At 74.0% G+C, this 24,828-nt stretch carries 20 protein-coding genes and 1 tRNA gene; 7 read left to right on the forward strand and 14 right to left on the reverse strand.

All coding sequences use genetic code 11. The features are described 5' to 3' along the window. Positions 1–14 precede the first annotated feature (14 nt). From ACIA79_RS16695 to ACIA79_RS16715, 5 genes are read right to left on the reverse strand one after another with little or no spacing between them, the layout of a single operon-like run. A complete protein-coding gene (locus ACIA79_RS16695; RefSeq protein WP_399429001.1) occupies positions 15–764 on the reverse strand; it encodes a polysaccharide deacetylase family protein in 750 nt (249 codons plus the stop codon). Continuing rightward, the gene (gene murJ, locus ACIA79_RS16700) at positions 700–2,370 is read right to left on the reverse strand and encodes a murein biosynthesis integral membrane protein MurJ (RefSeq protein WP_399429002.1); all 1,671 of its coding nucleotides are present in this window, start codon (positions 2,368–2,370) and stop codon (positions 700–702) included. Before murJ ends, ACIA79_RS16695 begins: the two co-directional genes overlap by 65 nt. Beyond that, positions 2,363–3,781, reverse strand: a complete 1,419-nt coding sequence (locus ACIA79_RS16705; RefSeq protein ID WP_399429003.1) for an O-antigen ligase family protein — start codon at positions 3,779–3,781, stop codon at positions 2,363–2,365. Before ACIA79_RS16705 ends, murJ begins: the two co-directional genes overlap by 8 nt. Further along, positions 3,781–5,523, reverse strand: a complete 1,743-nt coding sequence (locus ACIA79_RS16710) for an exopolysaccharide biosynthesis polyprenyl glycosylphosphotransferase (RefSeq protein ID WP_399429004.1) — start codon at positions 5,521–5,523, stop codon at positions 3,781–3,783. The genes ACIA79_RS16705 and ACIA79_RS16710 overlap by 1 nt, the downstream gene beginning before the upstream one ends. Continuing rightward, entirely contained in the window at positions 5,520–6,680 is a 1,161-nt protein-coding gene (locus tag ACIA79_RS16715) for a glycosyltransferase (RefSeq protein WP_399429005.1), read from the reverse strand. The genes ACIA79_RS16710 and ACIA79_RS16715 overlap by 4 nt, the downstream gene beginning before the upstream one ends. Before the next feature lie 420 nt (positions 6,681–7,100). Here ACIA79_RS16715 and ACIA79_RS16720 point away from each other — a divergent pair, with 420 nt between their 5' ends. From ACIA79_RS16720 to ACIA79_RS16740, 5 genes are all read left to right on the forward strand, one after another. Further along, positions 7,101–7,340, forward strand: coding sequence for a chaplin (locus tag ACIA79_RS16720; protein WP_399429006.1), 240 nt, complete (start codon positions 7,101–7,103; stop codon positions 7,338–7,340). A 323-nt stretch (positions 7,341–7,663) separates the two neighbouring features. Further along, positions 7,664–8,263: a hypothetical protein gene (locus ACIA79_RS16725; protein ID WP_399429007.1), complete on the forward strand. Its 600-nt coding sequence runs from the start codon at positions 7,664–7,666 to the stop codon at positions 8,261–8,263. A gap of 299 nt (positions 8,264–8,562) precedes the next feature. Then, positions 8,563–8,835, forward strand: a complete 273-nt coding sequence (locus tag ACIA79_RS16730) for a hypothetical protein (protein ID WP_399429008.1) — start codon at positions 8,563–8,565, stop codon at positions 8,833–8,835. A gap of 186 nt (positions 8,836–9,021) precedes the next feature. Then, entirely contained in the window at positions 9,022–9,555 is a 534-nt protein-coding gene (locus ACIA79_RS16735; RefSeq protein ID WP_399429009.1) for a hypothetical protein, read from the forward strand. Between the two features lie 155 nt (positions 9,556–9,710). Continuing rightward, entirely contained in the window at positions 9,711–10,085 is a 375-nt protein-coding gene (locus ACIA79_RS16740) for a chaplin (protein ID WP_399429010.1), read from the forward strand. Between the two features lie 104 nt (positions 10,086–10,189). Here ACIA79_RS16740 and ACIA79_RS16745 read toward each other — a convergent pair whose 3' ends face one another. Both ACIA79_RS16745 and ACIA79_RS16750 read right to left on the reverse strand, forming a co-directional pair. Further along, positions 10,190–11,056 (reverse strand): tyrosinase family protein, encoded by an 867-nt coding sequence (locus tag ACIA79_RS16745; RefSeq protein ID WP_399429011.1) that lies wholly within the window; start codon positions 11,054–11,056, stop codon positions 10,190–10,192. Then, positions 11,040–11,432 (reverse strand): tyrosinase family oxidase copper chaperone, encoded by a 393-nt coding sequence (locus ACIA79_RS16750; RefSeq protein ID WP_399429012.1) that lies wholly within the window; start codon positions 11,430–11,432, stop codon positions 11,040–11,042. Before ACIA79_RS16750 ends, ACIA79_RS16745 begins: the two co-directional genes overlap by 17 nt. 149 nt (positions 11,433–11,581) lie before the next feature. Here ACIA79_RS16750 and ACIA79_RS16755 point away from each other — a divergent pair, with 149 nt between their 5' ends. Both ACIA79_RS16755 and ACIA79_RS16760 read left to right on the forward strand, forming a co-directional pair. Continuing rightward, positions 11,582–12,088 carry a DUF5949 family protein gene (locus ACIA79_RS16755; RefSeq protein WP_399429013.1) on the forward strand — a complete coding sequence of 169 codons (507 nt, stop codon included), beginning with the start codon at positions 11,582–11,584 and terminating at the stop codon, positions 12,086–12,088. 14 nt (positions 12,089–12,102) lie between these two features. Then, positions 12,103–12,771, forward strand: a complete 669-nt coding sequence (locus ACIA79_RS16760; RefSeq protein ID WP_399429014.1) for a vitamin K epoxide reductase family protein — start codon at positions 12,103–12,105, stop codon at positions 12,769–12,771. 77 nt (positions 12,772–12,848) lie between these two features. Here the strand turns inward: ACIA79_RS16760 and ACIA79_RS16765 are convergent. The 7 genes from ACIA79_RS16765 to ACIA79_RS16795 form a co-directional block, all read right to left on the reverse strand. Continuing rightward, positions 12,849–12,922, reverse strand: a tRNA-Thr gene (locus tag ACIA79_RS16765). 131 nt (positions 12,923–13,053) lie between these two features. Further along, complete coding sequence (locus ACIA79_RS16770) at positions 13,054–14,592, reverse strand: alpha/beta hydrolase (protein WP_399429015.1); 1,539 nt, start codon at positions 14,590–14,592, stop codon at positions 13,054–13,056. Positions 14,593–14,668: 76 nt separating this feature from the next. Next, positions 14,669–15,874, reverse strand: a complete 1,206-nt coding sequence (locus ACIA79_RS16775; protein WP_399429016.1) for a DNA polymerase III subunit delta' — start codon at positions 15,872–15,874, stop codon at positions 14,669–14,671. A gap of 125 nt (positions 15,875–15,999) precedes the next feature. Continuing rightward, positions 16,000–19,266 carry a dTMP kinase gene (tmk, locus tag ACIA79_RS16780; RefSeq protein WP_399429017.1) on the reverse strand — a complete coding sequence of 1,089 codons (3,267 nt, stop codon included), beginning with the start codon at positions 19,264–19,266 and terminating at the stop codon, positions 16,000–16,002. Positions 19,267–19,499: 233 nt separating this feature from the next. After that, positions 19,500–22,367: a type I DNA topoisomerase gene (gene topA / locus ACIA79_RS16785; RefSeq protein ID WP_399429018.1), complete on the reverse strand. Its 2,868-nt coding sequence runs from the start codon at positions 22,365–22,367 to the stop codon at positions 19,500–19,502. Between the two features lie 346 nt (positions 22,368–22,713). Further along, the gene (locus ACIA79_RS16790; RefSeq protein WP_399429019.1) at positions 22,714–22,911 is read right to left on the reverse strand and encodes a hypothetical protein; all 198 of its coding nucleotides are present in this window, start codon (positions 22,909–22,911) and stop codon (positions 22,714–22,716) included. A 372-nt stretch (positions 22,912–23,283) separates the two neighbouring features. After that, positions 23,284–24,804, reverse strand: a complete 1,521-nt coding sequence (locus tag ACIA79_RS16795) for a methyltransferase (protein WP_399429020.1) — start codon at positions 24,802–24,804, stop codon at positions 23,284–23,286. Positions 24,805–24,828 lie beyond the last annotated feature (24 nt).

Below are 24,828 nucleotides of genomic sequence, written 5' to 3' on the forward strand. Positions count from 1 at the left end.
CCGCGGGGCGGCCGTCATGAGACCGGCACCGGGCCGCGCGGCAGCTCCACCGGGGCCCGCCGCACACAGTGCAGCCGGTACTTGGCGTGCAGCCGCCAGGCGGAGTCGCGCTGCCCGATGTGCACCCGGGGCAGCGCGAACAGCCCGGCCAGCCCGGGCGCGGGGTCGACCGCGCAGCCGTACGCGTACCCCGCCTCGCGCACCGCGCGGACCACGCGCGCGTCGACATGACCGTACGGGTAGCAGAAGCCCTCCGGGGCCGTGCCCGTGATCGTACGGAGCACCTCCCTGCTGTGCGCGACCTCGCGGTCCAGGGCGGCGTCGCGGGCGGCGGGCAGCGAGACGTGCAGCAGGCCGTGCGAGGCGACCTCCATGCCGGCGGCGGCGCAGCGGCGGATGCCCTCCTCGCCCAGCAGCGGTTTGCGCGGGCCGTGCGCGTCCCAGTCGTTCTCGCCGCCGAGCCGCCCGGGCAGGACGAAGACGGTGGCCGTGCACTCGTGGCGGCGCAGCACGGGCACCGCGTGGTCGAGGAAGTCGGCGTACCCGTCGTCGAAGGTGAGGCCGACCAGGCCGCGCGTGTCGCCGTGCCGGGCGGCGTACAGCAGCAACTGCCGTACGCCGACGCCGCGCAGGCCGCGGTCGCGCAGCCAGCGCAGTTGCCGGTCGAGGCGGGCCGGGGAGACCGTCACCTGGTACGGGTCATCCGTCGTGTCGTCGATCGAGTGGTACATCGCCACCCAGGGGCGGGTGTTGCGGGGAGCCATGAGCGAGCCTTCGTGCAGCGGTGCGGATCAGGGACGGGACCACCGGCGCCCGCAGCGCGCAGGCGGCGGCGAGGAACGTGACGGTGACGGCGGCGAGCGCGAGGGGCACGGCGAGGAGCGGTGGCCGCGCCGCCGCGCACAACCACCCCGCGGCCGTCGCGGGGACGGCGGCGGCGGCGAGCCGGCCCAGTCCCCGGGCGAGCTGCCCGGCGGCCAGGGGGACGCGCTGCCGGTGGACGCCGCCGAGGAGGAGCCCGGCGGTGAGGGTGATGCCCAGCGCGTTGGCGGCGGCGATGCCCGCGGTGCCCCACGGCCCGGCGAGCAACGCCCCCGCGCCGCCGCTCGCGGCCACACCGCAGACCATGGCGACGGCCGGGTACCACAGCGGCCGGGAGCCGGAGAACCAGCAGCGCACGAGCGCGCCGACCAGGGTCTGGCCCAGCAGCCCGAGCGCGTACACCCGCATGACGGCGGCCGTCGCGGCGGTGTCGGCATGGTCGAAGGCGCCGCGCTGGAAGAGCAGTTCGACGATCTGGGGGGCGGCGGCCACCACGGTCGCCGCCCCGGCCAGCACGAGGGCGGCGGCCAGCAGAAGGTCGCGCTCGGCCCGCCGCCGCGCGGTGTGCGGGTCGCCCGCCGCCAGCGCCCGCGCGACGACCGGGAAGCTGACGGTGCACAGCATGAGCGAGAGCGCCATCGGCAACTGCGCCACCTTCTGCGCGTAGTTGAGGTGCGAGATCGCCCCGGCGGGCAGCGGCGCGGCGAGGAACCGCTCCACCAGCACCTGCGACTGCCGGCCCGCGGAGAACACGACGACGGGCGCGATCAGCGACACCACGAGCACCCGCCGCGCCGCCCGGCCGGCATCCGGAGCCCGCCCCGCCGGACGCGCACGGCCCGCGCCCAGCCGCCGCCACAGCGCGGGAGCCTGGACCGCGGCCATCAGGACGCCGCCCGCCGCGACGCCCAGGGCCGCCGCCCGGACGCCCCGGGCCGGGCCGAGCAGGACGACCGCCGCGATGATGCCGGTGTTGTACGCGAGGTAGATCGCGGCCGGAGCGGCGAACCGCCCGTGGGCGCGCAGGGCCGCGCTGAAGTACCCGGCCAGCGCGAACGACAGCACGCAGGTCGCGGTCAGCCGGGTGCAGTCGACGGCGAGGTCCTGCCGCGGCAGCCCGGGCGCCAGCAGCGGTACGAGCCGGGGCGCGGCCAGCGCCAGGAGACCGGCGCCCGCGGCGGCCGCGAGCACCGCCCCCGGCAGCGTGGCCCGCACCAGCGCCCGGACCGGGTCGGGCCGAACGCCCTCGGCCCGCCGGGCGAGCGCGGCGCTGAAGGCGGGTACCAGCAGCAGTGCCATCGCGTCCTCGACGAGGAGCGTCGCCGCGAACTCGGGAACGGTCCAGGCGACGAGGAAGGCGTCCGTGCTGTCACCCGCGCCGAAGGTGACCGCGAGGAGCTGGTCGCGTACCAGGCCGAGCAGCGCCCCCGCGGCGGTCAGCGCGGCCGTCAGGACCGCCGCGCGGGCCAGGAACCGGTCGGACGGCCGCCACACCGCGGGGCCGCCGCGGGCGGGGAGCGTCACCGTGCCCGGAGAGCCGTCAGTCACGCGCCACCACCCGGCCGGTTCCCGCGGCCACCCCGGCGAGCTGCGGAACAGCCGCGACGCCGGCCCGCTCCACCGGCCGGGCAGCGCCCGCCGGACCCTCCACCGCGCCCCTCGTCCGGGGAGCGGCGTGCGCCGGAGCCAGGGCCCACCAGGCCGCCAGGCCCAGCACCACCGCCGTCAGGACCGTCGGCGGGCCGCCGATGTCCGCGTACGTGAAGTCGACGAGCTGCCGCACCAGCAGTCCGGTCGCGACCAGCCCGCACCCGGCCGCCGCGCCCACCCCGCGCCCCCGCTCCGGGACCTTCCGCTGGGCGGACCGCAGCCGCACCAGGGCGCGCACCAGCAGGGCCAGCCAGCCGCCGGCGAAAGCGAGCAGGCCGAGCAGCCCCTGCTCACCGAGGACCAGGAGGTACATGTTGTGCGGCGACAGCAGCGGTTGCCGCCGGAAGCCGTAGCCCGCCCCCGCCGTGTCACTGCCGGAGGAGAGCGCCAGCGACGCGTGGCTGTCCCGGTAGTGCGGGAACGCCTTGAGTCCCACGCCCGTGACGGGCTCGGTGCGCCACATCGCGCCCGCCGCCGCCCACATGGTGTACCGGTCGGTCACCGACCGGTCCGGTGCGGCCGTGACCCGCGAGATGCTCGCCACCCGCTCCTGGAGCAGCTGCGATCCGACCCCGAACCCGGCCACCAGCACCACGCCCAGCGCCCCGGCGGCCAGGCCGACCCGCGCCGCCCTGCGCGGACCGGACAGGACGAGCTGCGCCGCACACCCCGCCAGCGTCGCGATCCAGGCGCCGCGGCTGAACGACACCACCAGCGGCATGACCAGCAGACCGGCGCAGACGAGCGCCGTGACGCGCACCCGCCGTGCCGCCGTGGCGAGCGCGATCCCGAGGGCGGACAGCAGCCCGTACGAGACGACCGTCGCCATGCCCATCACGTCGGCGGGCGAGAAGGTCCCCACCGCCCGGATGTCCTCGCCCATGTACGAGGCGCCGGTGCCGGTCAGGTACTGGACGGCGCCCACGGCCCCCTCCACCAGGGCCAGTCCGACCAGCGCCCACGCGACCAGCGTGAAGTCCTTCCGGTCCCGTACGAGCAGCACCACGGCCGCCGGCACGAGGACGAAGACCTGGAGGTAGCGCACGACGCCCGGGAGTGCGCCCGCCATGTCGTGGGCCGTCACCGCCGCCACGCAGACGGCCGGCACGGGCAGGCCCAGCACGAGCGCCGCGACCCGGTCCAGCGGCCGGGCCCGGGCGCGGACGAGCCGCACCAGGCAGAAGGCGACGAGCACGGCGGAGGCGAGGTCGGCGAGGGTGGCCCTCCCCTCCCCCCCGGTGACCGGGACGGCGAGGAGCGCGACGACCGCGAGCAGCGGCACCAGCGGCGCCCAGGCGGGTGCCCGCATCAGCTGCCCGCCGGACGGAACAGGGAGGCGGCCGTGCGCAGCAGGATGCACACGTCCTGCCAGAGCGACCAGTGGTCGATGTAGTGGTTGTCGAAGCGGCACCGGTCCTCGATCGAGGTGTCGCCGCGCAGCCCGTGCACCTGCGCGAGCCCGGTCAGTCCGACGGGCATCCGGTGCCGCGCCGCGTACCCGGGGTGCAGGTGGCTGAACCGGTCGACGAAGTAGGGCCGTTCGGGACGGGGGCCGACCAGGCTCATGTCACCGCGCAGCACGTTCCACAGCTGCGGCAGTTCGTCGAGCGAGGTGCGGCGCAGGAGGGCGCCGACACCGCTGAGCCGCTCGTCGTGGGCGACGCTCCACCGGGTGGCCGCCTCCTGCTCGTCGCTCGGACGCAGGGTACGGAACTTCAGCAGGGTGAACGGCCGGCCGTGCTGGCCGACGCGCTCCTGGCGGAAAAGGACACCGGGACCGTCGGAGAGGCGGATAGCGGCGGCGCACAGCAGCATCAGCGGGGTGAGCGCCAGCAGCAGGGGGACGGCGAGGACGAGATCGAGGATCCGCTTCGGCAGACGGCTCCCGAGCCCCTGGCCGGGCGGCGTGTCGAGGCGGCGGCAGACGAAACCCCACAGGTGCAGGTTCATGGCGGTGCCGCCGCCGGGGCCGTCCGCTGCACCGGCCAGCCAGCTGGCGCAGCCGTGGCGGCGCAGCAGCCCGACGAGGTCGGGCCTGTCCGGCCCGGCACCGTCCGCACCCCCCGTACCGGCGGCGAACAGGGCGTCGGCGACACCGTTCCGGACGACCGCCCGGTGGATCTCCTCCGCGGTGGTCAGCACCGGCAGCGGCGCCGGACCGCCGTTCCCCCGGGGGCCGCTGACGATGCCGACCGGCCGGAGCCCGTACTCCGGGTGCTCGGCGAGCGTGGCCGCGAGCCGCTGCGCGGCCGGAACGGCCCCGGCGACGAGGACGGGGCGCGGACGGGCGCGCACGGCCCGGCGCCGCCGGTGGTGGGCGACGGCGCGGCAACAGGTGACGAACGCCAGGTGCGCGGCGTACGCGGACGCCAGCGCCGCCAGCCCGAGGGCCCGCCCCGGTGCGCACGCGGCCAGCAGCGCGGCGGCCGTGCACCAGGCGGCGGCGGCGCGGGTGGCGAGGGCGGGCAGTTCGTCCAGCACGCGGGGCAGGGCGCCCGGACGGCTCGGTGTGCCGTAGAGCCCCGCCTGCGCGTTGAGCACCGCGACGCAGAGGGTGAGCTGCATCAACAGGGCCGCGTCGCGCTGCTCGGGGGTCAGGAGCAGGGCGCCCACCAGGACGGCGACGCAATCCGCGGCGACGAGCGCCGAGCCGAACGGGGCCGCCGCGGGGCGCCGCCGCCGCGGCGGTGGGACCGGATCGGCCGCGACCGGGTTCCGCGGCGGCCCGACGGTGACGCGGGCGCCGGCGAGGGGCCCGGCGGCCTGGCCGGGCCCCGGGCCGCCGGGGCTCCCGGGGCCCGGCACGACGGCGGTGGCCGCCTCCCCGGCGGCGGGCTGCGCGACGGCTCCGGACGACGGCGGAACCGTATGGGCCGGCGGCGCGGCACCCGAGGGCTGCCCAGGACCCGCGGGCTGGGCGGCCACCGCCGGCGGCGCCACTCCGGCGGGCTGCGCCGCGCCCGGGTGCGGCGCGGTGTCCCGCGGCTGCCGGGCGTCGGCGGCAGGCGCGGCCTCGCCGGGCTGCGTGCAGCGGATGCTCTCCGGGGTCACCGGGCGACCGGCTCTCGCAGCGCGGACCGGCGCGGGCCGGCCACCTCGCGGTACACCTCCGTCAGGGCCGCACCGACGCGGCGCACGTCGTACGCCGCACAGGCGTGCGAGCGCGCCTCGCGGCCGAGGGTCTGCCGCAGGAGCGGCCGCTGGAGCAGCCGGGTCAGCGCGGCGGCGAGCGCGTCGGGGTCGTCCGGCGGGACGAGGCAGTGCACGTCGTGCCCGGGCGCCAGGCTCTCGCGGGCCCCGTCGACGTCGGTGACGACGACCGCGCGGCCGCTCGCCATGGCCTCCAGCGGCGCGAGCGCCATCCCTTCCCAGCGGGACGGCAGGACGACCAGGTCGGCTGCCCGGTACCAGGGCGCGGGGTCCTCGACGGCCCCCGCGAAGACGACGGAGGCCGGCGCGGCGGCACGCAGAGCGGCACCGGCGGGGCCTTCACCGACGAGCGCGAGACGAGCCCTGGGGACGTGTTCGACGACCGTCCGCCAGGCCTGGAGCAGCGCGTCCTGGCCCTTCTGCCGGCACAGCCGTCCCACACACACCACGAGCGGCGACGCCGGCGCCAGCGCGGCGAACCGGTGCGCGAGGGCGGCGCGGGCGGCGGCCCGGTCGGGTCCGTCGGCGAACCGCCCGGTGTCGACGCCGTTGTGGACCACCGACCACGGTGCCCGGACCCCGGCACGGACGCCCCGCTCCCGCTCGGCCTCGCTCACGCACACGATCCGGTCGGTCCAGAGGGCCGCCGCCCACCGCTCCCAGTACCGGGCGACCACCCCGGCCGGCCCGCCGACCGCCTCGAAGGACCAGGCGTGCGGCTGGTGAACGGTGGGGACGCGGCCGCGTACGGCGAGACGGGCGGCCATCCCGGCCTTGGCGCTGTGCGCGTGCACCAGGTCCGGGCGCACGCGTGCGACGATCCGCGCGACCCGGCGGCACTCGGCGGGCAGCCGCCACCCCGGATCACGTCCCGCCGGCCACGGGTGCACCTCGGCGCCCGCGGCCCGTACCGCCGAGGCGAGCGGCACCCCGGGCGGACAGGCGACCACCACCCGCATTCCCTGCGCCACTTGTGCGCCGACCACGTCGGTGACCACCCGGGCCACGCCGCCGTCGCCGGGCTGGACAACATGCAGTGCGGTGAAGGGGAGGCGCACGCGTGACCCTTTCTGCGAAGCCTTTTTGCGAAAACGGGTGGCATTGAGGGGGCGGCGCTCCGGAAGGGCGCGCGGCGGACTTCCGCCGGGCACGCCGGGGTTTCCGGAATCGTCACGTCGTCCGCAGAATCCGCGGAATGGGCGAACTCTCCCGCTGCACCACGTAATAGCGGCGAATATGGAAGGGACCGGTGAGGAACGAGCATGAACGTTATAACTCAACAAGCACAATCATGAAGCATTTGAAACACGGTCACAGCAACTTCCTTATTTCAACGTGCTCTTCGTGGCGGCTCGTGTCCGTCCGGCGCTCATCCGACGGTTCACCCATTCGGTAGCGCAACCGTGGAAATGCTGGCGCGTTGTTGATGTAGCCGGGCACGTCGGCCCGCAGCATCATCGAACTAGGAGCTCTTCACCATGTCCCGTATCGCGAAGGCTGCCATCCTGACCTCCGCCATCGCCGCGTCCGTCGCCGGCACCTCGGGGGTCGCGGCCGCCGACGCCGTCTCGGAGGGTGCGGCCGTGGGGTCCCCCGGTGTCATCTCCGGCAACCTGGTGCAGGTGCCGATCCACATCCCGATCAACCTGTGCGGCAACACCATCGACCTCGTCGGCGTGCTGAACCCGGCGTTCGGCAACGTCTGCATCAACGACTGACGCGTCCCCATCCGCGGTTTTGGTGCGCCACCCCTCCACGTGGCGCACCGTTCTTTTGCTCCCCCGCTGCCTCCGCCTCCCCCTCCTCCCCCGCCTCGGGAATTCCCTCACCGGACCCGGCCCACCACGGCCCGTCCCCCTATCGGCGGCCCCGCACCCGGTCCGATCAACCCTCTCCCGCGGAGGTTTCCAGCAGGTCAGCCGCATTGATTCACCCGGCGGGCCCAGTCACGATCCGTAACTGATCCAATTGCGAGCCGCGTTCGGCCGTCCGACGGTGATGTCACGTTCGTTCCGACGCATCCTCACTGGAAGGACTCCACATGCGTCTCGTGACTCCCCGCCGCATGGCGGCCACTGCCCTCTGCGCCGCCCTCACCCTCGGTGCGGCAGGACCCTCCGTCGCCCACTCCGACTCCGCCTCGCGCGCCCCGCTGCCGCAGGCGCCCACCCTGCTCAAGCAGGTGCAGCCCCTGGACAACACCGGGACGCTGGTCGACCCGATCAGCGCGCTGCTCAACGCCGTGCTGAAGGCCGACAACGGCAAGCTCAGCACCACCGACGCCGCCAAGTACAGCGCGGACATCGACGCCGCGATGGAGGCCGTCAAGAAGGCGAACGCGACGGACACGCCGGCCGCCCCGACCACGCCGAAGCAGCCGGCGGACGAGACGACCGCCGACGACTCGCAGCGCGACACGAGCATGGACGCGATGGACGACGCGCTCGCCGCCATCGACAAGGCGGTCGACGAGCTGGTCGCCGCTTCGACCGCGGGCCAGACGGCCACGGTCGCGCCGCAGGTCCAGACGACCCTGAAGTCCATGGCCGACTTCCTCATGATGACGGCCAAGAACATGCAGGGCCAGCCCGCGATGAACCTGCCGGCGCCCAACGACATGACGCAGACGCCCGCGCTCTGACGCACGCGCCCGCACGCCACCGGTACCGGAGCCGCCCCCGGCCCCGTCCGGAGCACCGGAGAACCCTGTCGGCTCAGGGGCACTGAGCCAACAGGGTTCTCCTCTTGCCCGTTCATACGATATGAGGACCGGTCCACATCATTCGGGTGCTGTGTCGAGAATTCCACGGTTCCGGAGTTTCCGCCGCGCGGAGGGCTCGTTACAGATGACAGGGCGCCACACAGTGTGACCTTCCAAGTCACCTGCCGGAGGCGCGAGTTGTCGCGAACAGTCGTCCATCCAGGAAGGACTCACCACCCATGAAGCCCACGAAGGTTGCCGCCGTCGTCGCCGGTTCCGTGATGGCTCTGGGCGTCGCCGCCCCGGCCTTTGCCGCCGACAGCCTCACCCCCTCCAGCCTGAACGGTGCGGTCGACACGCTGGGCAAGCGCGGTCTGACCGAGTCCGTCCCGACCGACGCCGTGGGCAAGGCCGCCGGCAACAAGCTCGTCGGCAAGGTGACCGACACCGCGCGCGACCTCAAGCCGCAGGAGCAGGGGCTGCTCGGCGGGTTGCCGCTGGGCGGCAAGTAAGCGCCACGCGCGCGCCGTACGGGGCCGGGGCGGGGACGACGTCGTCCCCGCCCCGGCCCCTTCCCGCTGTCGGACCGACGGATGCCGCATTGCTGCAACCAGGCGAATTCTGACGCGTTCGTCGGCGCGTGCTCGTTCATTCCATCAGCAACGTACTCACAAAGCCCGGGAAGGCGTACGCAGCACATGAACCCCAAAACCCAGATCGGCATGGGCATGGTCGTCACGGCTCTGGCCTCCGCCGCCTCGGCGGCCCTGGCCACGCCCGCGGCCGCGGCCGCCGCGCCGACGGCTCCGGTGGACGTCCCGCTGCAGACACTCGGCATGGTGCTCCCCATGGCGCCGCCGACCGTGAGCACCGGCGTGCCGATCCCCGTGCCCGGGACGCCGATGGGGCTGACCGCGCGCACCGACGGCCGGGTGCAGCCGCTCCTCGTGCCGCAGGTGCCGATCGCGAGCACCATGCCGGAGACGCTGATCACCGCCGCGCTGCCCGAGGTCATCGAGGACCAGCCGGTGACGAGGGCACTGCTCTCCACGCCCGAGTCCGCTCTGAACGCCAAGACGCCCGGCGCGAACGTCGCGCCCCCCCTCACTCTGCCGCAACCGGCCGCGCTCGGCCTGCCTGCCGCCCAGCTGCCCGAGGCCGGCCTCCTGCCGCCGGCCCTCTCCGGGAGTCTTGGGTCCCACCTCGGCATGGACGGCGGCGCCACGAACTGACGCGCGCCGGGCTCACACGCGTCCGAATGGGCTATTTCGAGCGCGTCGCGCCCCTTTTGCGCAGTCTACCCGTTACTGGCTCTGCGTCACCACGTTGTACGAAGCGTGACGACCGCAGGCCCGCGGTCGGATTTCCCCTGTACAAGGAGATTTTGATGTCTCGCATCGCGAAGGCCGCCGTCATCATCGCCGGCACGGGCGCCATGGCCCTGAGTGGAGCCGGCGTGGCCGTCGCCGGCGCGGAGGCCGAGGCGGCCGCCGTCAACAGCCCCGGGGTCCTCTCCGGCAACATCGTCCAGGTGCCGATCGACATTCCGATCAACTTCTGCGGCAACACCATCAACCTCGTCGGTGCCCTGAACCCGGCCTTCGGCAACAAGTGCGCGAACATCCAGCACGGCAAGGACGACGGCAAGGGCAGCAAGCAGGACGGCAAGGGCGGGAAGCAGGACGACAAGGGCGGCTACGACGACGGCAAGGGCCACAACGGCCAGGGCAACGGCCACGTCGACAACGGCTACGGCGGCTGACCCGACCTCTCCCGTCACGCGGACCACGGTCCCCCGGCTCCTCACCGGCCGGGGGACCGTCCGTATGCCCGGCCGCCCGCGTACGTGACCGCACCCGCGCCCGGTCAGGCGTACCGGTACACGTGGTCGTGGGCGGCGACGTCGGCGGGCGTGACGTCCCACGGGGGCATCGGTTGGTCACGGGCGACGACCCGCCCGCGCTCGGGGGAGCCGGGCGGCGGCGGAACGTCGGGCAGGTAACCGGCCCGGGGGTTCCGGCTCTGCCAGCGCGACCAGACGAGGTCGACGAAGGCGTGGTGCAGCCAGAAGACCGGGTCGTTGACGGAGGCGCCGCCCAGCATCAGCCCGCCCACCCACCGGTGGACCCGGTTGTGGTTGCGCCACCGGCCCGTGCCGCGCTCCTGCGACCAGCCCTCCAGCTTGTTGCGGAAGCCCATGCGGCTCGTGGAGTTCCATGGGTACGCGTCGTACACGGTCTCGCTGGTGGCGGCGGCCAGCTCCTGGCGCGTGGGCAGCCCGATGGGGCGGGAGGGGTTGCCGAAGTTCCGTGTCAGGAAGCGGTTCTCGGTGACGCCGACCTCGATGGCCCAGTGGCCCTTGGCGTACGCGAACGGGCCCGTCATCACCTGCTGGTCGCGGCGGCGTCCGTTGCCGCCCATGAAGTCCTCGCTCCACAGGGACGCGGCGGGGGTGTTGTCCTGGGTCCAGTCCCAGTACGGGACCGTCACCCCGGGGTCGACCTCCTGCAGGGCCCGCTCGAACTCCAGCAGGTACTGGCGGTGCCAGGGCAGGAAGGACGGTGCCATGTGCGCGACCCGCAGCCCCTTGTCGCCGTCCGAGCGGTAGTACCGGACGTGCGTACGGACGAAGTCGTCGTACCGGCCGGCGCGCTTGAGTTCGAGCACGGCCGCGACGAACCGCTTGCGCTCGGCACCGGAGAGGTCCCGCTGGTTCTTACGCGTGTACGCCATGAGCCCCTCCAAGGGTGTCGGCCAGCCGGGCGTCGCCCAGTTCGTCCACCGCGGCGCGGACCGCCTCGAGCGGCGTCGGGTAGGAGGCGTAGTGATCGACCGGGGTGAGGTATCCCCCGTCCGCGCACCGCATCACCGGCAGTCGCCGCCCGTCCACGCGGGCCTCCGGGCCGCCCCCGTACGCGCCGTCCGCCCCTCGGACCTCGATGCGCCGCCCCCGGTACATCTCGGCGAACGCGTCTCCCGTACCGCCGGGCGCGTGGGTGCGGCGGGCGGGCGTGGTGGCGGCGATGCGGGCGAGCGCGCCGCCGGTGAACGCCACCACGGAGAAGGTGAAGAGCGCGCGCAGCGCGGCGCGCCGTCCCCTGACGACCATCGGTGATCCCCTCTACGGACGGACTCCCGCCGGGCACAACGAGATCGCACGAAAACCGTTCCGGAGGGTGAAACGGAGCCCCGGAGGATCGGCCGAACGGGTGTAAACGCGCCCGGGCAGTCATGACAACACCACTAATATCCGGCGGCATGACTTCATCCACCGTCGACTCGCCCGGACAGCAGCGTTCCCTCCTGGGGACGCTCGCGGTCATCCCCTGGACGAGCGAGCCCTCCGACGAATCCGAGAAGCCGGCGACGCCGTTCCTCATGGTGTACTCGCTCGGCGACGGCACCGAAGGGCCGGAGGCCGGTGAGGAGGCGATGCGGTCCGAGCTGGAGCGGCTCGGCCTGTCGATCGGTGAACGACTGACCGACCTGGGCCGGGAGCCGCAGATCCCGGTCAGTCTGCTGGTGGAGGCTCAGCGGGCGGTCCTGCAGTTGCCGTTCATGAAGGCGCAGTGCCCGGTCCCGCCGGAGTGGGAGAAGGACGCGCACGAGAGCGGCACCGCCTACCTGATCATCGCCACCCGTCCGTGGCCGGAAGCGGTGGCGGGCAAGGAGGTCGGCCCCGACCGGCTGCGCGCCTTCGTCTCCGACGAGCTGCTGCAGTCCAGCGCGCACTGCCTGCTGCCGGTCCGCAGGGTCCGCAGCTGATCGGCGCCACGGACATGACGACATCGACGACATCGACCTCCTCGACGACGACCACGAAGACGACACCGGACGCCGCGGCGTCCGGCGCCCGGTCCGCCCCCACCGTCATCACGGGGGCGGGCCGGGCGTTCGCGTGGATGCTGGTGGTGACCGGAGCGGCGGGGCTGCTCGCGGCCTGGGTGATCACCCTCGACAAGTTCAAGCTGCTGGAGGACCCGGGCTTCACGCCGGGCTGCAGCCTGAACCCCGTCGTCTCCTGCGGCAACATCATGACGAGCGCCCAGGCTTCGGTCTTCGGCTTCCCGAACCCGATGCTGGGCCTGGTCGCGTACGGCATGGTCGTCGCCATCGGCATGGCCCTGCTGTCCGGCGCCCGCTTCCGCCGCTGGTACTGGCTCGGCCTCAACGCGGGCACCCTGCTCGGCGTCGCCTTCTGCACCTGGCTGCAGTACCAGTCGCTGTACGAGATCAACTCGCTGTGCCTGTGGTGCTGTCTGGCCTGGACCGCCACCATCGTGATGTTCTGGTACGTCACCTCGCACACCGTGCGCAACGGCCTGCTGCCGGCGCCGCGGGCGGTCCGGGGCTTCTTCGACGAGTTCACCTGGGTCGTGCCCGTCCTGCACATCGGCATCATCGCGGTGCTGATCCTGACCCGCTGGTGGGACTTCTGGACCAGCTGACACCCACCGGATCGCCACCCGGCGCCGGACATGAGAAAAGCCCAGGTCAGGGGTACCGACCTGGGCTTCCTCATGAAAGCCGCCTTCGGGATTCGAACCCGAGACCTACGCATTACGAGTGCGTTGCTCTGGCCAACTGAGCTAAGGCGGCATGCTGTGCGAACCCCGCGGGGGGTGCATCAGCGAGCCCAAGTCTACACAGGTCCGAGGGGTGCCTCGCACATCCCTTACCGGCGGCCGCGCGGTGCGGCCGCCGGGGCGGAGGGCCGGCCGGACCGGGCGTCAGCGGCAGCGCTTGCCGTCCGGGGGGACCGTGCCCTGGAGGAGGTAGGCGTTGATCGCGGTGTCGACGCAGTCGCTGCCGCGGCCGTACGCGGTGTGACCGTCGCCCTCGTAGGTGAGCAGGGTTCCGGTGGCGAGCTGGCCGGCGAGGGCCTGGGCCCACTTGTAGGGGGTGGCCGGGTCGCGGGTGGTGCCGACCACGAGGATCGGGGCGGCGCCCTTCGCCTCGATGCGGTGCGGGGCGCCGGTGGGCTCCGCGGGCCAGCCCGCGCAGCTCAGGGAGGCCCACGCCAGGCCCCTGCCGAACACCGGTGACGCCTTCTCGAAGGAGGGCAGGGCGTCGGTCACCTCGTCGGGCCCGGTGAAGGCGGGAGCCTGGTCCAGGCAGTTCACCGCGGCGTTGGCGAACATCAGGTTCGAGTAGGTGCCGTCGCTCTCACGCTCGTAGTAGCTGTCGGCGAGCGCGAGGAGCGCCGCGCCCTCGCCCTTCATCGCACGGGTGAGGGCCTCGCGCAGTTGGGGCCAGGCGCTCTCGTCGTACATCGCGGCGATCACCCCCGTGGTGGCCAGGGCCTCGCCGAGGGGGCGGCGCTCGCCGGTGGGGACGGGGTGGGCGTCGAGCCGCTGGAAGAACGCCTTGAGGCGGGTGGCCGCGTCGCCGGGCGACCGGGTGCCGAGGGGGCAGTCGGACTGCTCGACGCAGTCGGCGGCGAAGGACTCGAAGGCGCGCTGGAAGCCCGCCGTCTGGTCCCGGTTGAGCTCGGAGGTCGGCAGGGAGGGGTCCATCGCGCCGTCCAGGACGAGGCGGCCCGTGCGGGACGGAAAGAGCTCGGCGTACGTCGCGCCGAGGAACGTGCCGTACGAGGCGCCGACGTAGTGCAGCTTCCTGTCGCCCAGCGCGGCGCGCAGGATGTCCATGTCGCGGGCGGACTCGACGGTGGAGACATGGGGCAGGATCCGGCCGGAGCGCTTGGCGCAGCCCCGCGCGAAGCGCTGGTACGACGCGGTCAGCAGATCCGTCTCGCCCGGCCCGTCCGGTGTCTGGTCGACCTGGGTGTACGCGTCCATCGCCGGTCCGTCGAGGCACTCGACCGGTTCGCTGCGGGCCACGCCGCGCGGGTCGATGGCCACCATGTCGTAGCGGGCGCGCACCGGGGCGGGGTAGCCGAGCCCGGCGTACCCCTGGAGGAAGCCGACCGCCGAGCCGCCGGGGCCGCCGGGGTTGACCAGCAGCGAGCCGATGCGCTTGCCGGGGCCGGTGGCCCTGACGCGGGAGACGGCCAGCTTCACCTGCTCCCCGTCGGGCTTCGCGTAGTCGAGCGGGGCCCGGAGCGTGGCGCAATCGAAGCCGGGGACGCCGCACTCGCGCCAGCGCAGCCGCTGGCCGTAGAAGGACTTGAGCTCCTCCGCCGAGGCGACGGCTCGGGACGCGGAGGCTGATGCGGACAGGGTCGTACCGCCGTCGGTGCAGCCTGCGACGAGCAGGCCGAAGGCCGAGAGGGTGACGGCGGTGGCACGGAACAGGCGAACGGAGTCCATCCCCGGAGGGTATCCGGATGGTGACGGATTGTTCCTCTTCGTACCCGTATGGGTGAGCGCCATCCGGACGCGGTGCTCAGCCCGCGCGCAGCGCCATGGTCATGGCCTCGACCGCGAGCAGCGGTGCCACGTTGGTCTCCAGGGCCTCCCGGCAGGCGAGGATCGCCTCGATCCGGCGCAGGGTCGCCTCGGGGGCGGAGTCGCGGGCCGTCCGCTCGATCGTGTCCCGTACGTCCTCGTTGGCGATGGCGGTGCGGGAGCCGAGCTGGAGCGCCAGCACATCGCGGTAGAAGCCGGTGAGGTCGCTGAGGGCCAGGTCCAGGCTGTCGCGCTGGGTACGCGTCTTGCGGCGCTTCTGCTTGTCCTCCAGCTCCTTCATGACACCCGCGGTGCCGCGGGGCATCCGGCCGCCCTGGGAAGCGCCCAGCGCGGCCTTCATGTCCTCGGTCTCCTTGACGTCGAGCTCCTCCGACGCCTGCTTGGCGTCCTCGGCGGCGGCGTCGATCAGCTCCTGGGCCGCCTTCAGGCAGCCGCCGATGTCCGCCACGCGCAGCGGCAGCTTGAGCACGGTGGCCCGCCGCGCGCGGGCCCGCTCGTCGGTGGCGAGGCGCCGGGCGCGGTCGATGTGCCCCTGGGTGGCGCGGGCGGCCATCGCCGCGGCTTCCGGTGCGATGCCGTCGCGCCGGACCAGGACGTCGGCCACGGCCTCCACGGGGGGCGTGCGCAGGGTGAGGTGACGGCAGCGGGAGCGGATGGTGGGCAGGACGTCCTCGATGGACGGGGCGCACAGCAGCCAGACCGTGCGGGGCGCGGGCTCCTCGACGGCCTTCAGCAGGACGTTCCCCGCGCCCTCGGTGAGGCGGTCGGCGTCCTCCAGGACGATGACCTGCCAGCGGCCGCCGGCGGGTGAGAGCTGGGCGCGCCGGACGAGCTCGCGGGTCTCCTTGACGCCGATGGACAGCAGGTCGGTGCGGACGATCTCCACGTCCGCGTGCGTACCGACGAGGGTGGTGTGGCATCCGTCGCAGAACCCGCAGCCGGGTTCGGCGCCGAGGGCCCGGTCGGGACTGACGCACTGCAGGGCGGCGGCGAAGGCGCGGGCCGCGGTCTCCCGTCCGGCGCCCGGCGGGCCCGTGAACAGCCAGGCGTGCGTCATCCTCGAGGCGTCCGGCGGGGCGGCGCCGTTCGCCTCGGCGGTGACGAGCGCGTCGGCGTCGCGGGCGGCCCCGCCGAGCTGTGCCTGGATTCGGTCCTGACCGACCAGGTCGTCCCATACGGGCACGGGTCACCGCCTTTCTGCGGACGCGTCGTGCTGCTGGTGCGGATTCCATTGTGGGGGACGGGTACGACAACGCCGGCCCCCGGCGCCAGGGCGGTGGTACGCCGGCGGCCGGTCGTACGCCACCGTCAGCGGTGGCCGCCGCCGCGCGGGTCGTCGTCGTCCTCGCGCGGGCCGAGCAGCTCGTCCGCGAGCGACGGCAGATCGTCCAGCGGGGTCTCCTCGGCCCAGTCGGAACGGCGCCGCGGGCGGCCCTGCTCGTCGACCTGCGGCAGCTCACGCGTCCGCTCGGCTCCCGCAACCCCCTCGGGCCGGTCGTTCCGGTCTCCCCGGTCGTTCCGGTCGCTCCGGCGGGGCTCCTCGTCCCGGAAGTAGCCGGGCGGCACGCGGTCCGCCGGGCTGCCGCCGCGTACCGGCGGCAGGACGGCCGTCTCGTCGGCGGGCCCGGCGTGCCCGTCCCGTACGGGGCGCAGCAGGGCCGTCTCGTCGTCCGCACCGGGGGCCGGGGCGGGCGGCTCGGCGCCACCGCCGCGCGGGACGCCCGCCGAGCGGCCGGCCGGGGCCGTGCCGCCGCGTACCGGCGGCAGGACCGCCGTCTCGTCGGCGGGCCCGGCGGCACCGGGGGCATCGGTGGCCGCACGGTCCCGGTCCGTGCCGTCCTGGATCCGGGGCAGTACCGCGGTTTCGTCGTCCTTGCGCATGTTGACGCGCGGCGCCGGGACTTCCTGGGTGTCCTGGTCGGGGTTCACCACCGGGTTCACCACCGGGGTCGGCACCGTGACCTCGGTGGCGGAGACGGAGGCGGACGCGGCGGCGGCGGCCTCCGCGAGGCGGCGGGCCTCCTCGGCGCGCAGCAGGGCCTCCTCGGCCTTGCGCTGCTTCTCCAGGCGCCGCGCCTCGGCCTCGGCGCGCAGCCGCTCCTGCTCCTCCTTGAGCTTGCGCAGCCGCTCCTGCTCCTCCCTGCGGGCCTTCTCCTCGGCCTCGCGGCGCCGCCGCTCCTCCTCGGCCAGCCGGCGCGCCTCCTCGGCACGCCGCCTGGCCTCCTCGGCCTGCCGCTCGGCCTCGCGCTGCCGCGCTTCCTCCTCCTCTCGGCGCTTGCGCTCCTCCTCCTCGGCGCGCAGCTTGGCGAGCTGCTCCTGGCGCTCCCGCTCCAGGCGCTCTTCCTCGGCCTTGCGCGCCGCCTCTTCCTCGGCCTTGCGCCGGGCCTCCTCCTCGGCCGCCTTCCGCGCCGCCTCCATGGCCCGGATCTCGGCCTCGGAGAGCGGCAGCATCTGATCGAGCCGGTGGCGTACGACGGTGGTGACGGCCTCCGGTTCCTGGCCGGCGTCCACCACCAGGTAGCGCCCGGGGTCCGCCGCCGCGAGGGCGAGGAACCCGGCCCGTACGCGCCGGTGGAACTCCGCGGGCTCCGACTCCAGCCGGTCCGGCGCCTCCGTGAACCGCTCCCGCGCGGTCTCCGGCGGGACGTCCAGCAGGACGGTCAGATGCGGTACGAGCCCACCGGTCGCCCAGCGGTTGATCCGGGCGATCTCGGTCGGGGACAGGTCCCGGCCGGCGCCCTGGTAGGCCACGGAGGAGTCGATGTACCGGTCGGAGATGACGATCGCGCCGCGCTCCAGGGCGGGGCGGACCAGCGAGTCGACGTGCTCGGCGCGGTCGGCGGCGTACAGCAGTGCCTCCGCGCGGTTGGACAGTCCGGCGCTCGACACGTCGAGCAGGATCGAGCGGAGCCGCTTGCCGATGGGCGTGGCGCCGGGCTCGCGCGTGACCACGACCTCGTGGCCCTTGGCGCGGATCCATGCGGCGAGCGCCTCCACCTGCGTGGACTTGCCGGCCCCGTCGCCGCCCTCCAGGGCGATGAAGAACCCGGTGGTCGACGGCGCCTGGGCCGGGTCGGCCCCGCGCAGCGCGTCCCGCAGGTCGCGGCGCAGCGGGACGCCGGAGCGGTCGTCGGTCTTGGCGAGGACGAGCGCCGCGACCGGCAGCAGCAGCGCGCCGGCCAGCATGAGCGTGAAGGCGGCGCCGCCGTGCGCGAAGACGAAGTCCCCGCCCGCGAGCCGGTGGGGTCCGATGGCGGCGGCCAGCAGCGGGGCGACGAGCGCGCCGAGTGCGATGGCGACGCGTACGACCGCCTGGAGGTGCTCGGTGACGCGCGGCCGCCGGAACTCCTCCGTCTCCTGGTCGATCAGAGCGTGGCCCGTGTGGGCGGCGACGCCGGCCGAGAAACCGGCGCCGAGCCCGAGGAACAGCATGGTCGCCATGTCGGGCACGAGCCCGATCGCCAGCAGCGCGACTCCGGTCACGGCGAGCGTCAGCGCGAGCAGCCGGCGGCGGGAGAGTGCGGGCAGGACGGCCTCGGCGGACCGGATCCCCAGGCCCGTGCCGCCCGTCAGGGCGAGGACGAGCAGGGCGAACGCGACGGGCCCGCCCCCGAGGTCCCTGGTGTGCAGCACCGCGACGGAGGCGGCGGCCGCGATGGCCGCGGCGACGGCGGCGCAGGCGATCACGAGCAGCGGGATGGCCGCCGTACGGCCCTTGTCGGGGCCGCTGCCGGTGGACGGGCGGCGCAGGCCCTCCAGCGGGGAGCGCGGGCGGGGGGTCTGCCCGTCGGGCAGCTCCAGGAAGTACAGGACGGACACGGACGCGGCGAACAGTCCGGCCGCGACGTACGAGCCGAGGGCCGCCTGGTGGGTGGTGAACCAGTCGATGCCCGTCCCCAGCAGGTTGCCGACGAGCGTGGCGACGAGGAGCACGGCGGCCGCGGCCGGGACGGCGAGGAAGTTCGTGCGCAGCGACAGGCGGCGCAGCGCGTCCAGGTGGTCCGGGAGCGGACGGACGGTCGCGCCCTCCGGCGGCGGCGCGGGCAGCAGCGCGGGGGCGGCGCTCTCCTTGGCGACGGTCCAGAACCGCTCGGCCACACCGGCCAGGAAGGCGGTGCCCAGCAGGAAGGCGAGTGCCTTGTCGGGCGTCCAGCCGATCCACAGCGGTGCGACGACCAGCAACGCGACGCGCACGCCGTCCGCGCCGACCATCGTCCAGCGCCGGTCGAGCGGCCCGCCGGGGGCGGTGAGGGTGGTCATCGGCCCGAGCAGCACGGCGCCGAAGAGGAGTGTGGCGAGGATCCGCGCCCCGAACACGGCGGCGACCGCGAACGCCGCACCCCGGTACCCGCCGCCGAACGCGCCTTCGGTGACCGCGGCCTGGAGGGCCAGCAGCACCAGGACCAGCAGGGCGAGGGCGTCACCGACCCCGCCGACGAGCTGCGCGCTCCACAACCGCTTCAGCGGCTGGCTGCGCAGCAGGGCCCGCACGGCGCGCTCGCGGGAGTCCGCGGCAAGTGCGGCGTCGGAGTCTGAGGTGGGGCTCAAGACCGTTGGCTGCTCGGCTCGCGTCATCCCCTCAGCCTATCCGGACGGGCTGACATGCAGTCCTCCCACCCGAACAAACGAGCGCGACCCGGGAAAGCCGGACGCCCGGTCCTCGACGGACCGGGCGAACGGGGGCGTGCGACGTGTCACCGCGCCGGCCACCGCGCTCCGTGACTCCCGGCGGCTTCTCCGGGCGGATCGACGGGACGGGAGGGACGGGGCGACGAGAGGGACGGGCGACGGCGGCCGGGGCGACGGGGTCAGTCGTCCGACGCGGTCCGGGTGGCGGTGGCCTTGGAGGCCGTGGCCTTCTTCGCCGTCGTCGTCTTCTTCGCCGCGGTCTTCGCGGTCGTCTTCTTGGCGGCCGTCTTCTTGGCCGCCGTCTTCTTCGCCGTCGCGGTGGTCTTCTTCGCGGCGGTCTTCTTGGCCGGGGCCTTCTTGGCGGTCTTCTTCGCCGGTCCCTTGGCGCGCTTCTCCGCCAGCAGCTCGTAACCGCGCTCCGGCGTGATCGTCTCCACGCTGTCGCCGGTCCGCAGGGTGGCGTTCGTCTCGCCGTCCGTGACGTACGGGCCGAAGCGGCCGTCCTTCACGACCACCGGGCGCTCGCTGACCGGGTCGGTGCCCAGCTCCTTGAGCGGCGGCTTGGCGGCGGCGCGGCCGCGCTGCTTGGGCTGGGCGTAGATCGCGAGGGCCTCGTCCAGCGTGATGGTGAAGAGCTGCTCCTCGTTCTCCAGGGAGCGCGAGTCCGTGCCCTTCTTCAGGTACGGGCCGTAGCGGCCGTTCTGCGCGGTGATCTCGACGCCCTCGGGGTCGGTGCCGACCACGCGCGGCAGCGACATCAGGCGGAGGGCGTCCTCCAGGGTGACCGTGTCCAGGGACATGGACTTGAAGAGGGAGGCGGTACGCGGCTTGACCGCGTTCTTGCCGGTCTTCGGGGTGCCCTCGGGGAGGATCTCGGTGACGTACGGGCCGTAGCGGCCGTCCTTGGCGACGATCTGGTGGCCGGTCGCCGGGTCGGTGCCCAGCTCGAAGTCGCCGCTGGGCTTGGCCAGCAGCTCCTCCGCCAGCTCGACGGTCAGCTCGTCGGGAGCCAGGTCGTCCGGGACGTCCGCCCGCTGGTGGCCCTCCTGGTCCTTCTCGCCGCGCTCGACGTACGGCCCGTAGCGGCCGACGCGGAGCACGATGCCGCTGCCGACCGGGAAGGAGGAGATCTCGCGGGCGTCGATGGCGCCCAGGTCCGTCACGAGCTCCTTGAGGCCGCCGAGGTGGTCGCCGTCGCCGTTGCCCGCGTCGGCGGCGCCGCCGGCGCCCGTGCCCGTGCCCGTGCCCGTGCCGAAGTAGAAACGCTTCAGCCACGGCACCGCCTGCGCCTCACCGCGCGCGATGCGGTCGAGGTCGTCCTCCATCTTCGCGGTGAAGTCGTAGTCGACGAGCCGGCCGAAGTGCTTCTCCAGCAGGTTGACGACGGCGAAGGAGAGGAAGGACGGCACGAGGGCCGTGCCCTTCTTGAAGACGTACCCGCGGTCGAGGATGGTCCCGAGGATGGACGCGTACGTCGACGGGCGGCCGATCTCGCGCTCCTCCAGCTCCTTGACCAGCGACGCCTCGGTGTAGCGGGCCGGCGGCTTGGTGGCGTGGCCGTCCGCGGTGATCTCCTCGGCGGTCAGCGCGTCGCCCTCGGCGACCTGTGGCAGCCGGCGCTCGCGGTCGTCGAGCTCCGCGTTCGGGTCGTCGGCGCCTTCCACGTACGCCTTCATGAAGCCGTGGAAGGTGATCGTCTTGCCGGACGCGGAGAACTCGACGTCCCGGCCGTCGGCCGACCGGCCGGCGATCTTGACGGTGACGGAGTTCCCGACGGCGTCCTTCATCTGGGAGGCGACGGTCCGCTTCCAGATCAGCTCGTACAGCTTGAACTGGTCGCCGGTCAGTCCGGTCTCGGCGGGCGTGCGGAAACGATCTCCCGAGGGGCGGATCGCCTCGTGCGCCTCCTGCGCGTTCTTGACCTTTCCGGCGTACACGCGCGGCGCGTCGGGCAGGTAGCCGGCGCCGTACAGCTGGGTGACCTGGGCCCGGGCCGCCGCGACGGCGGTGTCGGACAGGATCGTCGAGTCCGTACGCATGTAGGTGATGAAGCCGTTCTCGTACAGCTTCTGCGCGATCTGCATCGTGGCCTTCGCACCGAAGCCGAGCTTGCGGCTGGCCTCCTGCTGGAGGGTGGTGGTGCGGAAGGGCGCATACGGGGAGCGGCGGTACGGCTTGGACTCGACCGACCGGACGGCGAACGACGTCTCGGAGAGCGCGGCGGCCAGGGCGCGGGCGTTCGCCTCGTCCAGGTGCAGCACCTGGCCGGAGGCGGACTTCAGCTGCCCGTCAGGACCGAAGTCGCGGCCCTGCGCGACGCGCCGGCCGTCGACCGTGGCGAGGCGGGCGATCAGGGTCGACGGGTCGGAGGCGTCGCCGGTACGGCCGGTGGCGAAGGTGCCGGTCAGGTCCCAGTACTCGGCGGAGCGGAACGCGATGCGCTCGCGCTCCCGCTCGACGACGAGGCGGGTGGCGACGGACTGCACGCGGCCGGCCGACAGCCGGGGCATGACCTTCTTCCACAGGACCGGCGAGACCTCGTAGCCGTAGAGGCGGTCGAGGATGCGGCGGGTCTCCTGGGCGTCGACCATGCGCTTGTTCAGCTCGCGCGGGTTGGCGACGGCGGCCTGGATCGCGTCCTTGGTGATCTCGTGGAAGACCATCCGGTGGACCGGGACCTTGGGCTTGAGGACCTCCAGCAGGTGCCAGGCGATGGCCTCGCCCTCGCGGTCCTCATCGGTGGCGAGGAAGAGCTCGTCCGACTCGGCCAGCTGCTCCTTGAGCTTCCTGACCTGCGCCTTCTTGTCGGCGTTGACGACGTAGATGGGCTGGAAGTCGTGCTCGACGTCCACGCCGAGGCGGCGCACCTCGCCGGTGTACTTCTCGGGCACCTCGGCGGCGCCGTTGGGGAGGTCGCGGATGTGCCCGACGCTCGCTTCGACGACGTAGCCGGGGCCGAGGTAGCCCTTGATCGTCTTCGCCTTGGCAGGCGACTCGACGATGACGAGTCGGCGGCCGCCCTGTGCGGTCTCGCTGGTCGGGGACAACTTTCGCTCTTCTCTCCGGTCGGCGCTCGGTGGCATGTGCGGCGTGGTGCGGCGCACCGCGTGCACTGCTCACGCACTGCTCGCTCTGCTCGCTCACAGCTGTGACGCTGCTGTCGCTGCGGAGTGTGACGGTACAACCCGCCCCCGTGTCAAACGGCAAAAGACCGCAACGGCCACTCGAACGGTAACCCGAGTCACGGCATTCCTGCCGCCCGGACTCCCGTCTCTTCGCGGAGCCTGCCATTCCGTCCGGGGCCCCGCCATGATCGACCGGTGATCGTTCCGGGCACCGTGCCGACCGGGGCCTTAGCCTCGGGACCGGTGCCGGAAGGCCCCGCGCGGGGCATCAGATCCGGCCGAAGCACCACACCCCGAGGATGACGAACGCCGCACCGAGCGAGGCCGCGAACGTGAGCCCCGCCACCGGGCTGACGCCGTACGCGACCGGAGCCCGGTGCAGCGCGCGTGCCCCGGTCCACACGAGCAGTGCCGCTCCGAACAGCGCGAATGCCGTGCCGGCGAAGATGGCCGGTCCGCTCTCCATGCCCGTACCCCGTTCCGTCCCTGGTGCCTGCTTCCCGCGAGGGCGAGGCTGACACCTCCGGACGTCGGGAGCGCGAATGACGGGTGAACGGCACGCTGCGGAACGCCGGGCTTCACCCGGGCGGCGCCGCGGCGGGGACCCGGTGGCAGCGCTGCGGGGGCGCGGCGGGGCGATCTTGGCCGGATTCCCACCGTTACGGTCCGCTCGCCCCGACGGTCGCCCGCCCGGCCCGGCTGCCGGCCGCGTGGCACCCGCCCACCGGGGCGCCCCGACGTGTCGTACGCCACGCACGCGGCCCGGCGCGTCACCGGGTGAGCGCGCCGGCCGGGAGGGGCGCTCCACCGGGTGAGCGGGTCGGCCGGCGGGGGCGCGTCACCGGGTGAGCGGGTCGGCCGGTGCCAGGAAGCCCTCCTCCACGAGCAGCCGGATCGCCTGCGGCGTGCGGTCCCTCAGCAGCACGGGGTCCTCGCCCATCAGCTGGGCGATGGCGTCCAGGATCCGGCCCGCGCTGAGTGTGCCGTCGCACACGCCGGCGAAACCGGCGCCGACCGCGTCGACCTTGGTGGCGCGCCGCATACCGCGGTTCTGGCGGAGCACCACGTGCTCCGGGTCCTCGGCGCCCGGCAGGCCGACCTGCTCCTGCGTCACCTCCGGCGCCAGGACGAAGTGGTCGCCGAGCAGCGCCGCGTCGTCGCGCGAGCGCAGGTAGTCCTGGCGCGCGAAGTGCGCCCGTACGGTCTCGCCGAGGGGTTGCTCGACCGGGTGCGGCCACTCCTCGATCACGATCGACGGATCCTCGGCACCGGACTTGCGCAGCGTGATCCAGCCGAAGCCGACGGCCTTGGTCCCGCGCGCCTCGAACTCGTCGAGCCATGCCGCGTACCGCTCCTCGTACGCCTGTCTCCCGGCGCGGTGATCGCCCGCGTCCCGCAGCCAGAGCTCGGCGTACTGCGTGATGTCCTGCACCTCGCGCTGCACGATCCACGCGTCGCAGCCGCGCGGCACCCAGGAGCGCAGCCGGTCCTGCCACTCCTCCCCGTCGACGTGCTGCCAGTTGGCGAGGAACTGGGCGTACCCCCCGGGGTTCAGTCGGTCCCCGGCCTGCTGGACGAGCGTGCGGCACAGGTCGTCCCCGCCCATGCCGCCGTCCCGGTAGGTCAGCCGCGCGCCGGGAGAGATCACGAACGGCGGGTTCGACACGATCAGGTCGTACGTCTCAGACTCCACCGGCGCGAAGAGCGAGCCCGTGCGCAGATCGGCCTCGGGCGCGCCGGACAGGGCGAGCGTGAGCCGGGTGAAGCCCAGCGCCCGGGGGTTCAGGTCGGTGGCGGTCACGCGTGTGGCGTGCCGCGTGGCGTGCAGCGCCTGGATGCCGGAGCCGGTGCCGAGGTCGAGCGCGGAGGCGACGGGCGTGCGGACGGTGATCCCGGCGAGGGTGGTGGAGGCGCCGCCGACCCCGAGGACCACGCCTTCGCCGTGGCCGCTCGCCCCGCCGGCCCCGCCCACCGCGCAGCCGAGGTCGGAGACGATGAACCAGTCCTGGCCCTCCGGGCCGCCGTACGGACGGACGTCGACGGTCGCGCGGATCTCGCCGCCCTCCTCCCGCACCCAGCCGTCGGCGAGTGCCTCGTCCAGCGGCAGTGCGGCGCGGGCGCGCTGGGACGGCACGGAGCGCTGGAGCAGGAACAGCCGTACGAGGGTGTCGATCGGATCGTCCCCGCCGGTGGCGCGCAGGGCGGGCACGGTCTCGCTGCGGGCGAGCGCGGCGTAGGCGGCCGCGCCGAGGCGCTCCAGCAGCCCGTCGGCGGTGAAGTCGGCCGCGAGCAGGGCGGCGCGGAGGCGGGCGGCGCGGTCGGGCACCGGGAGGCTGGCGAGGAGGCTGGTCGTACTCACCTGTTCATTGTGACCGTCACCGCT

This window comes from Streptomyces sp. NPDC051310 (assembly GCF_044455245.1).
Lineage (GTDB): Bacteria > Actinomycetota > Actinomycetes > Streptomycetales > Streptomycetaceae > Streptomyces.

What these genes read in the sequence shown, in the direction of transcription:
- ACIA79_RS16695 (WP_399429001.1), bottom strand. Translation starts at nt 764, where the DNA reads ATGGCTCCCCGCAACACCCGCCCCTGGGTGGCGATGTACCACTCGATC.
- ACIA79_RS16705 (WP_399429003.1), bottom strand. Translation starts at nt 3,781, where the DNA reads ATGCGGGCACCCGCCTGGGCGCCGCTGGTGCCGCTGCTCGCGGTCGTC.
- ACIA79_RS16720 (WP_399429006.1), top strand. Translation starts at nt 7,101, where the DNA reads ATGTCCCGTATCGCGAAGGCTGCCATCCTGACCTCCGCCATCGCCGCG.
- ACIA79_RS16725 (WP_399429007.1), top strand. Translation starts at nt 7,664, where the DNA reads ATGCGTCTCGTGACTCCCCGCCGCATGGCGGCCACTGCCCTCTGCGCC.
- ACIA79_RS16730 (WP_399429008.1), top strand. Translation starts at nt 8,563, where the DNA reads ATGAAGCCCACGAAGGTTGCCGCCGTCGTCGCCGGTTCCGTGATGGCT.
- ACIA79_RS16735 (WP_399429009.1), top strand. Translation starts at nt 9,022, where the DNA reads ATGAACCCCAAAACCCAGATCGGCATGGGCATGGTCGTCACGGCTCTG.
- ACIA79_RS16740 (WP_399429010.1), top strand. Translation starts at nt 9,711, where the DNA reads ATGTCTCGCATCGCGAAGGCCGCCGTCATCATCGCCGGCACGGGCGCC.
- ACIA79_RS16745 (WP_399429011.1), bottom strand. Translation starts at nt 11,056, where the DNA reads ATGGCGTACACGCGTAAGAACCAGCGGGACCTCTCCGGTGCCGAGCGC.
- ACIA79_RS16750 (WP_399429012.1), bottom strand. Translation starts at nt 11,432, where the DNA reads ATGGTCGTCAGGGGACGGCGCGCCGCGCTGCGCGCGCTCTTCACCTTC.
- ACIA79_RS16755 (WP_399429013.1), top strand. Translation starts at nt 11,582, where the DNA reads ATGACTTCATCCACCGTCGACTCGCCCGGACAGCAGCGTTCCCTCCTG.
- ACIA79_RS16760 (WP_399429014.1), top strand. Translation starts at nt 12,103, where the DNA reads ATGACGACATCGACGACATCGACCTCCTCGACGACGACCACGAAGACG.
- ACIA79_RS16770 (WP_399429015.1), bottom strand. Translation starts at nt 14,592, where the DNA reads ATGGACTCCGTTCGCCTGTTCCGTGCCACCGCCGTCACCCTCTCGGCC.
- tmk (WP_399429017.1), bottom strand. Translation starts at nt 19,266, where the DNA reads ATGACGCGAGCCGAGCAGCCAACGGTCTTGAGCCCCACCTCAGACTCC.
- ACIA79_RS16790 (WP_399429019.1), bottom strand. Translation starts at nt 22,911, where the DNA reads ATGGAGAGCGGACCGGCCATCTTCGCCGGCACGGCATTCGCGCTGTTC.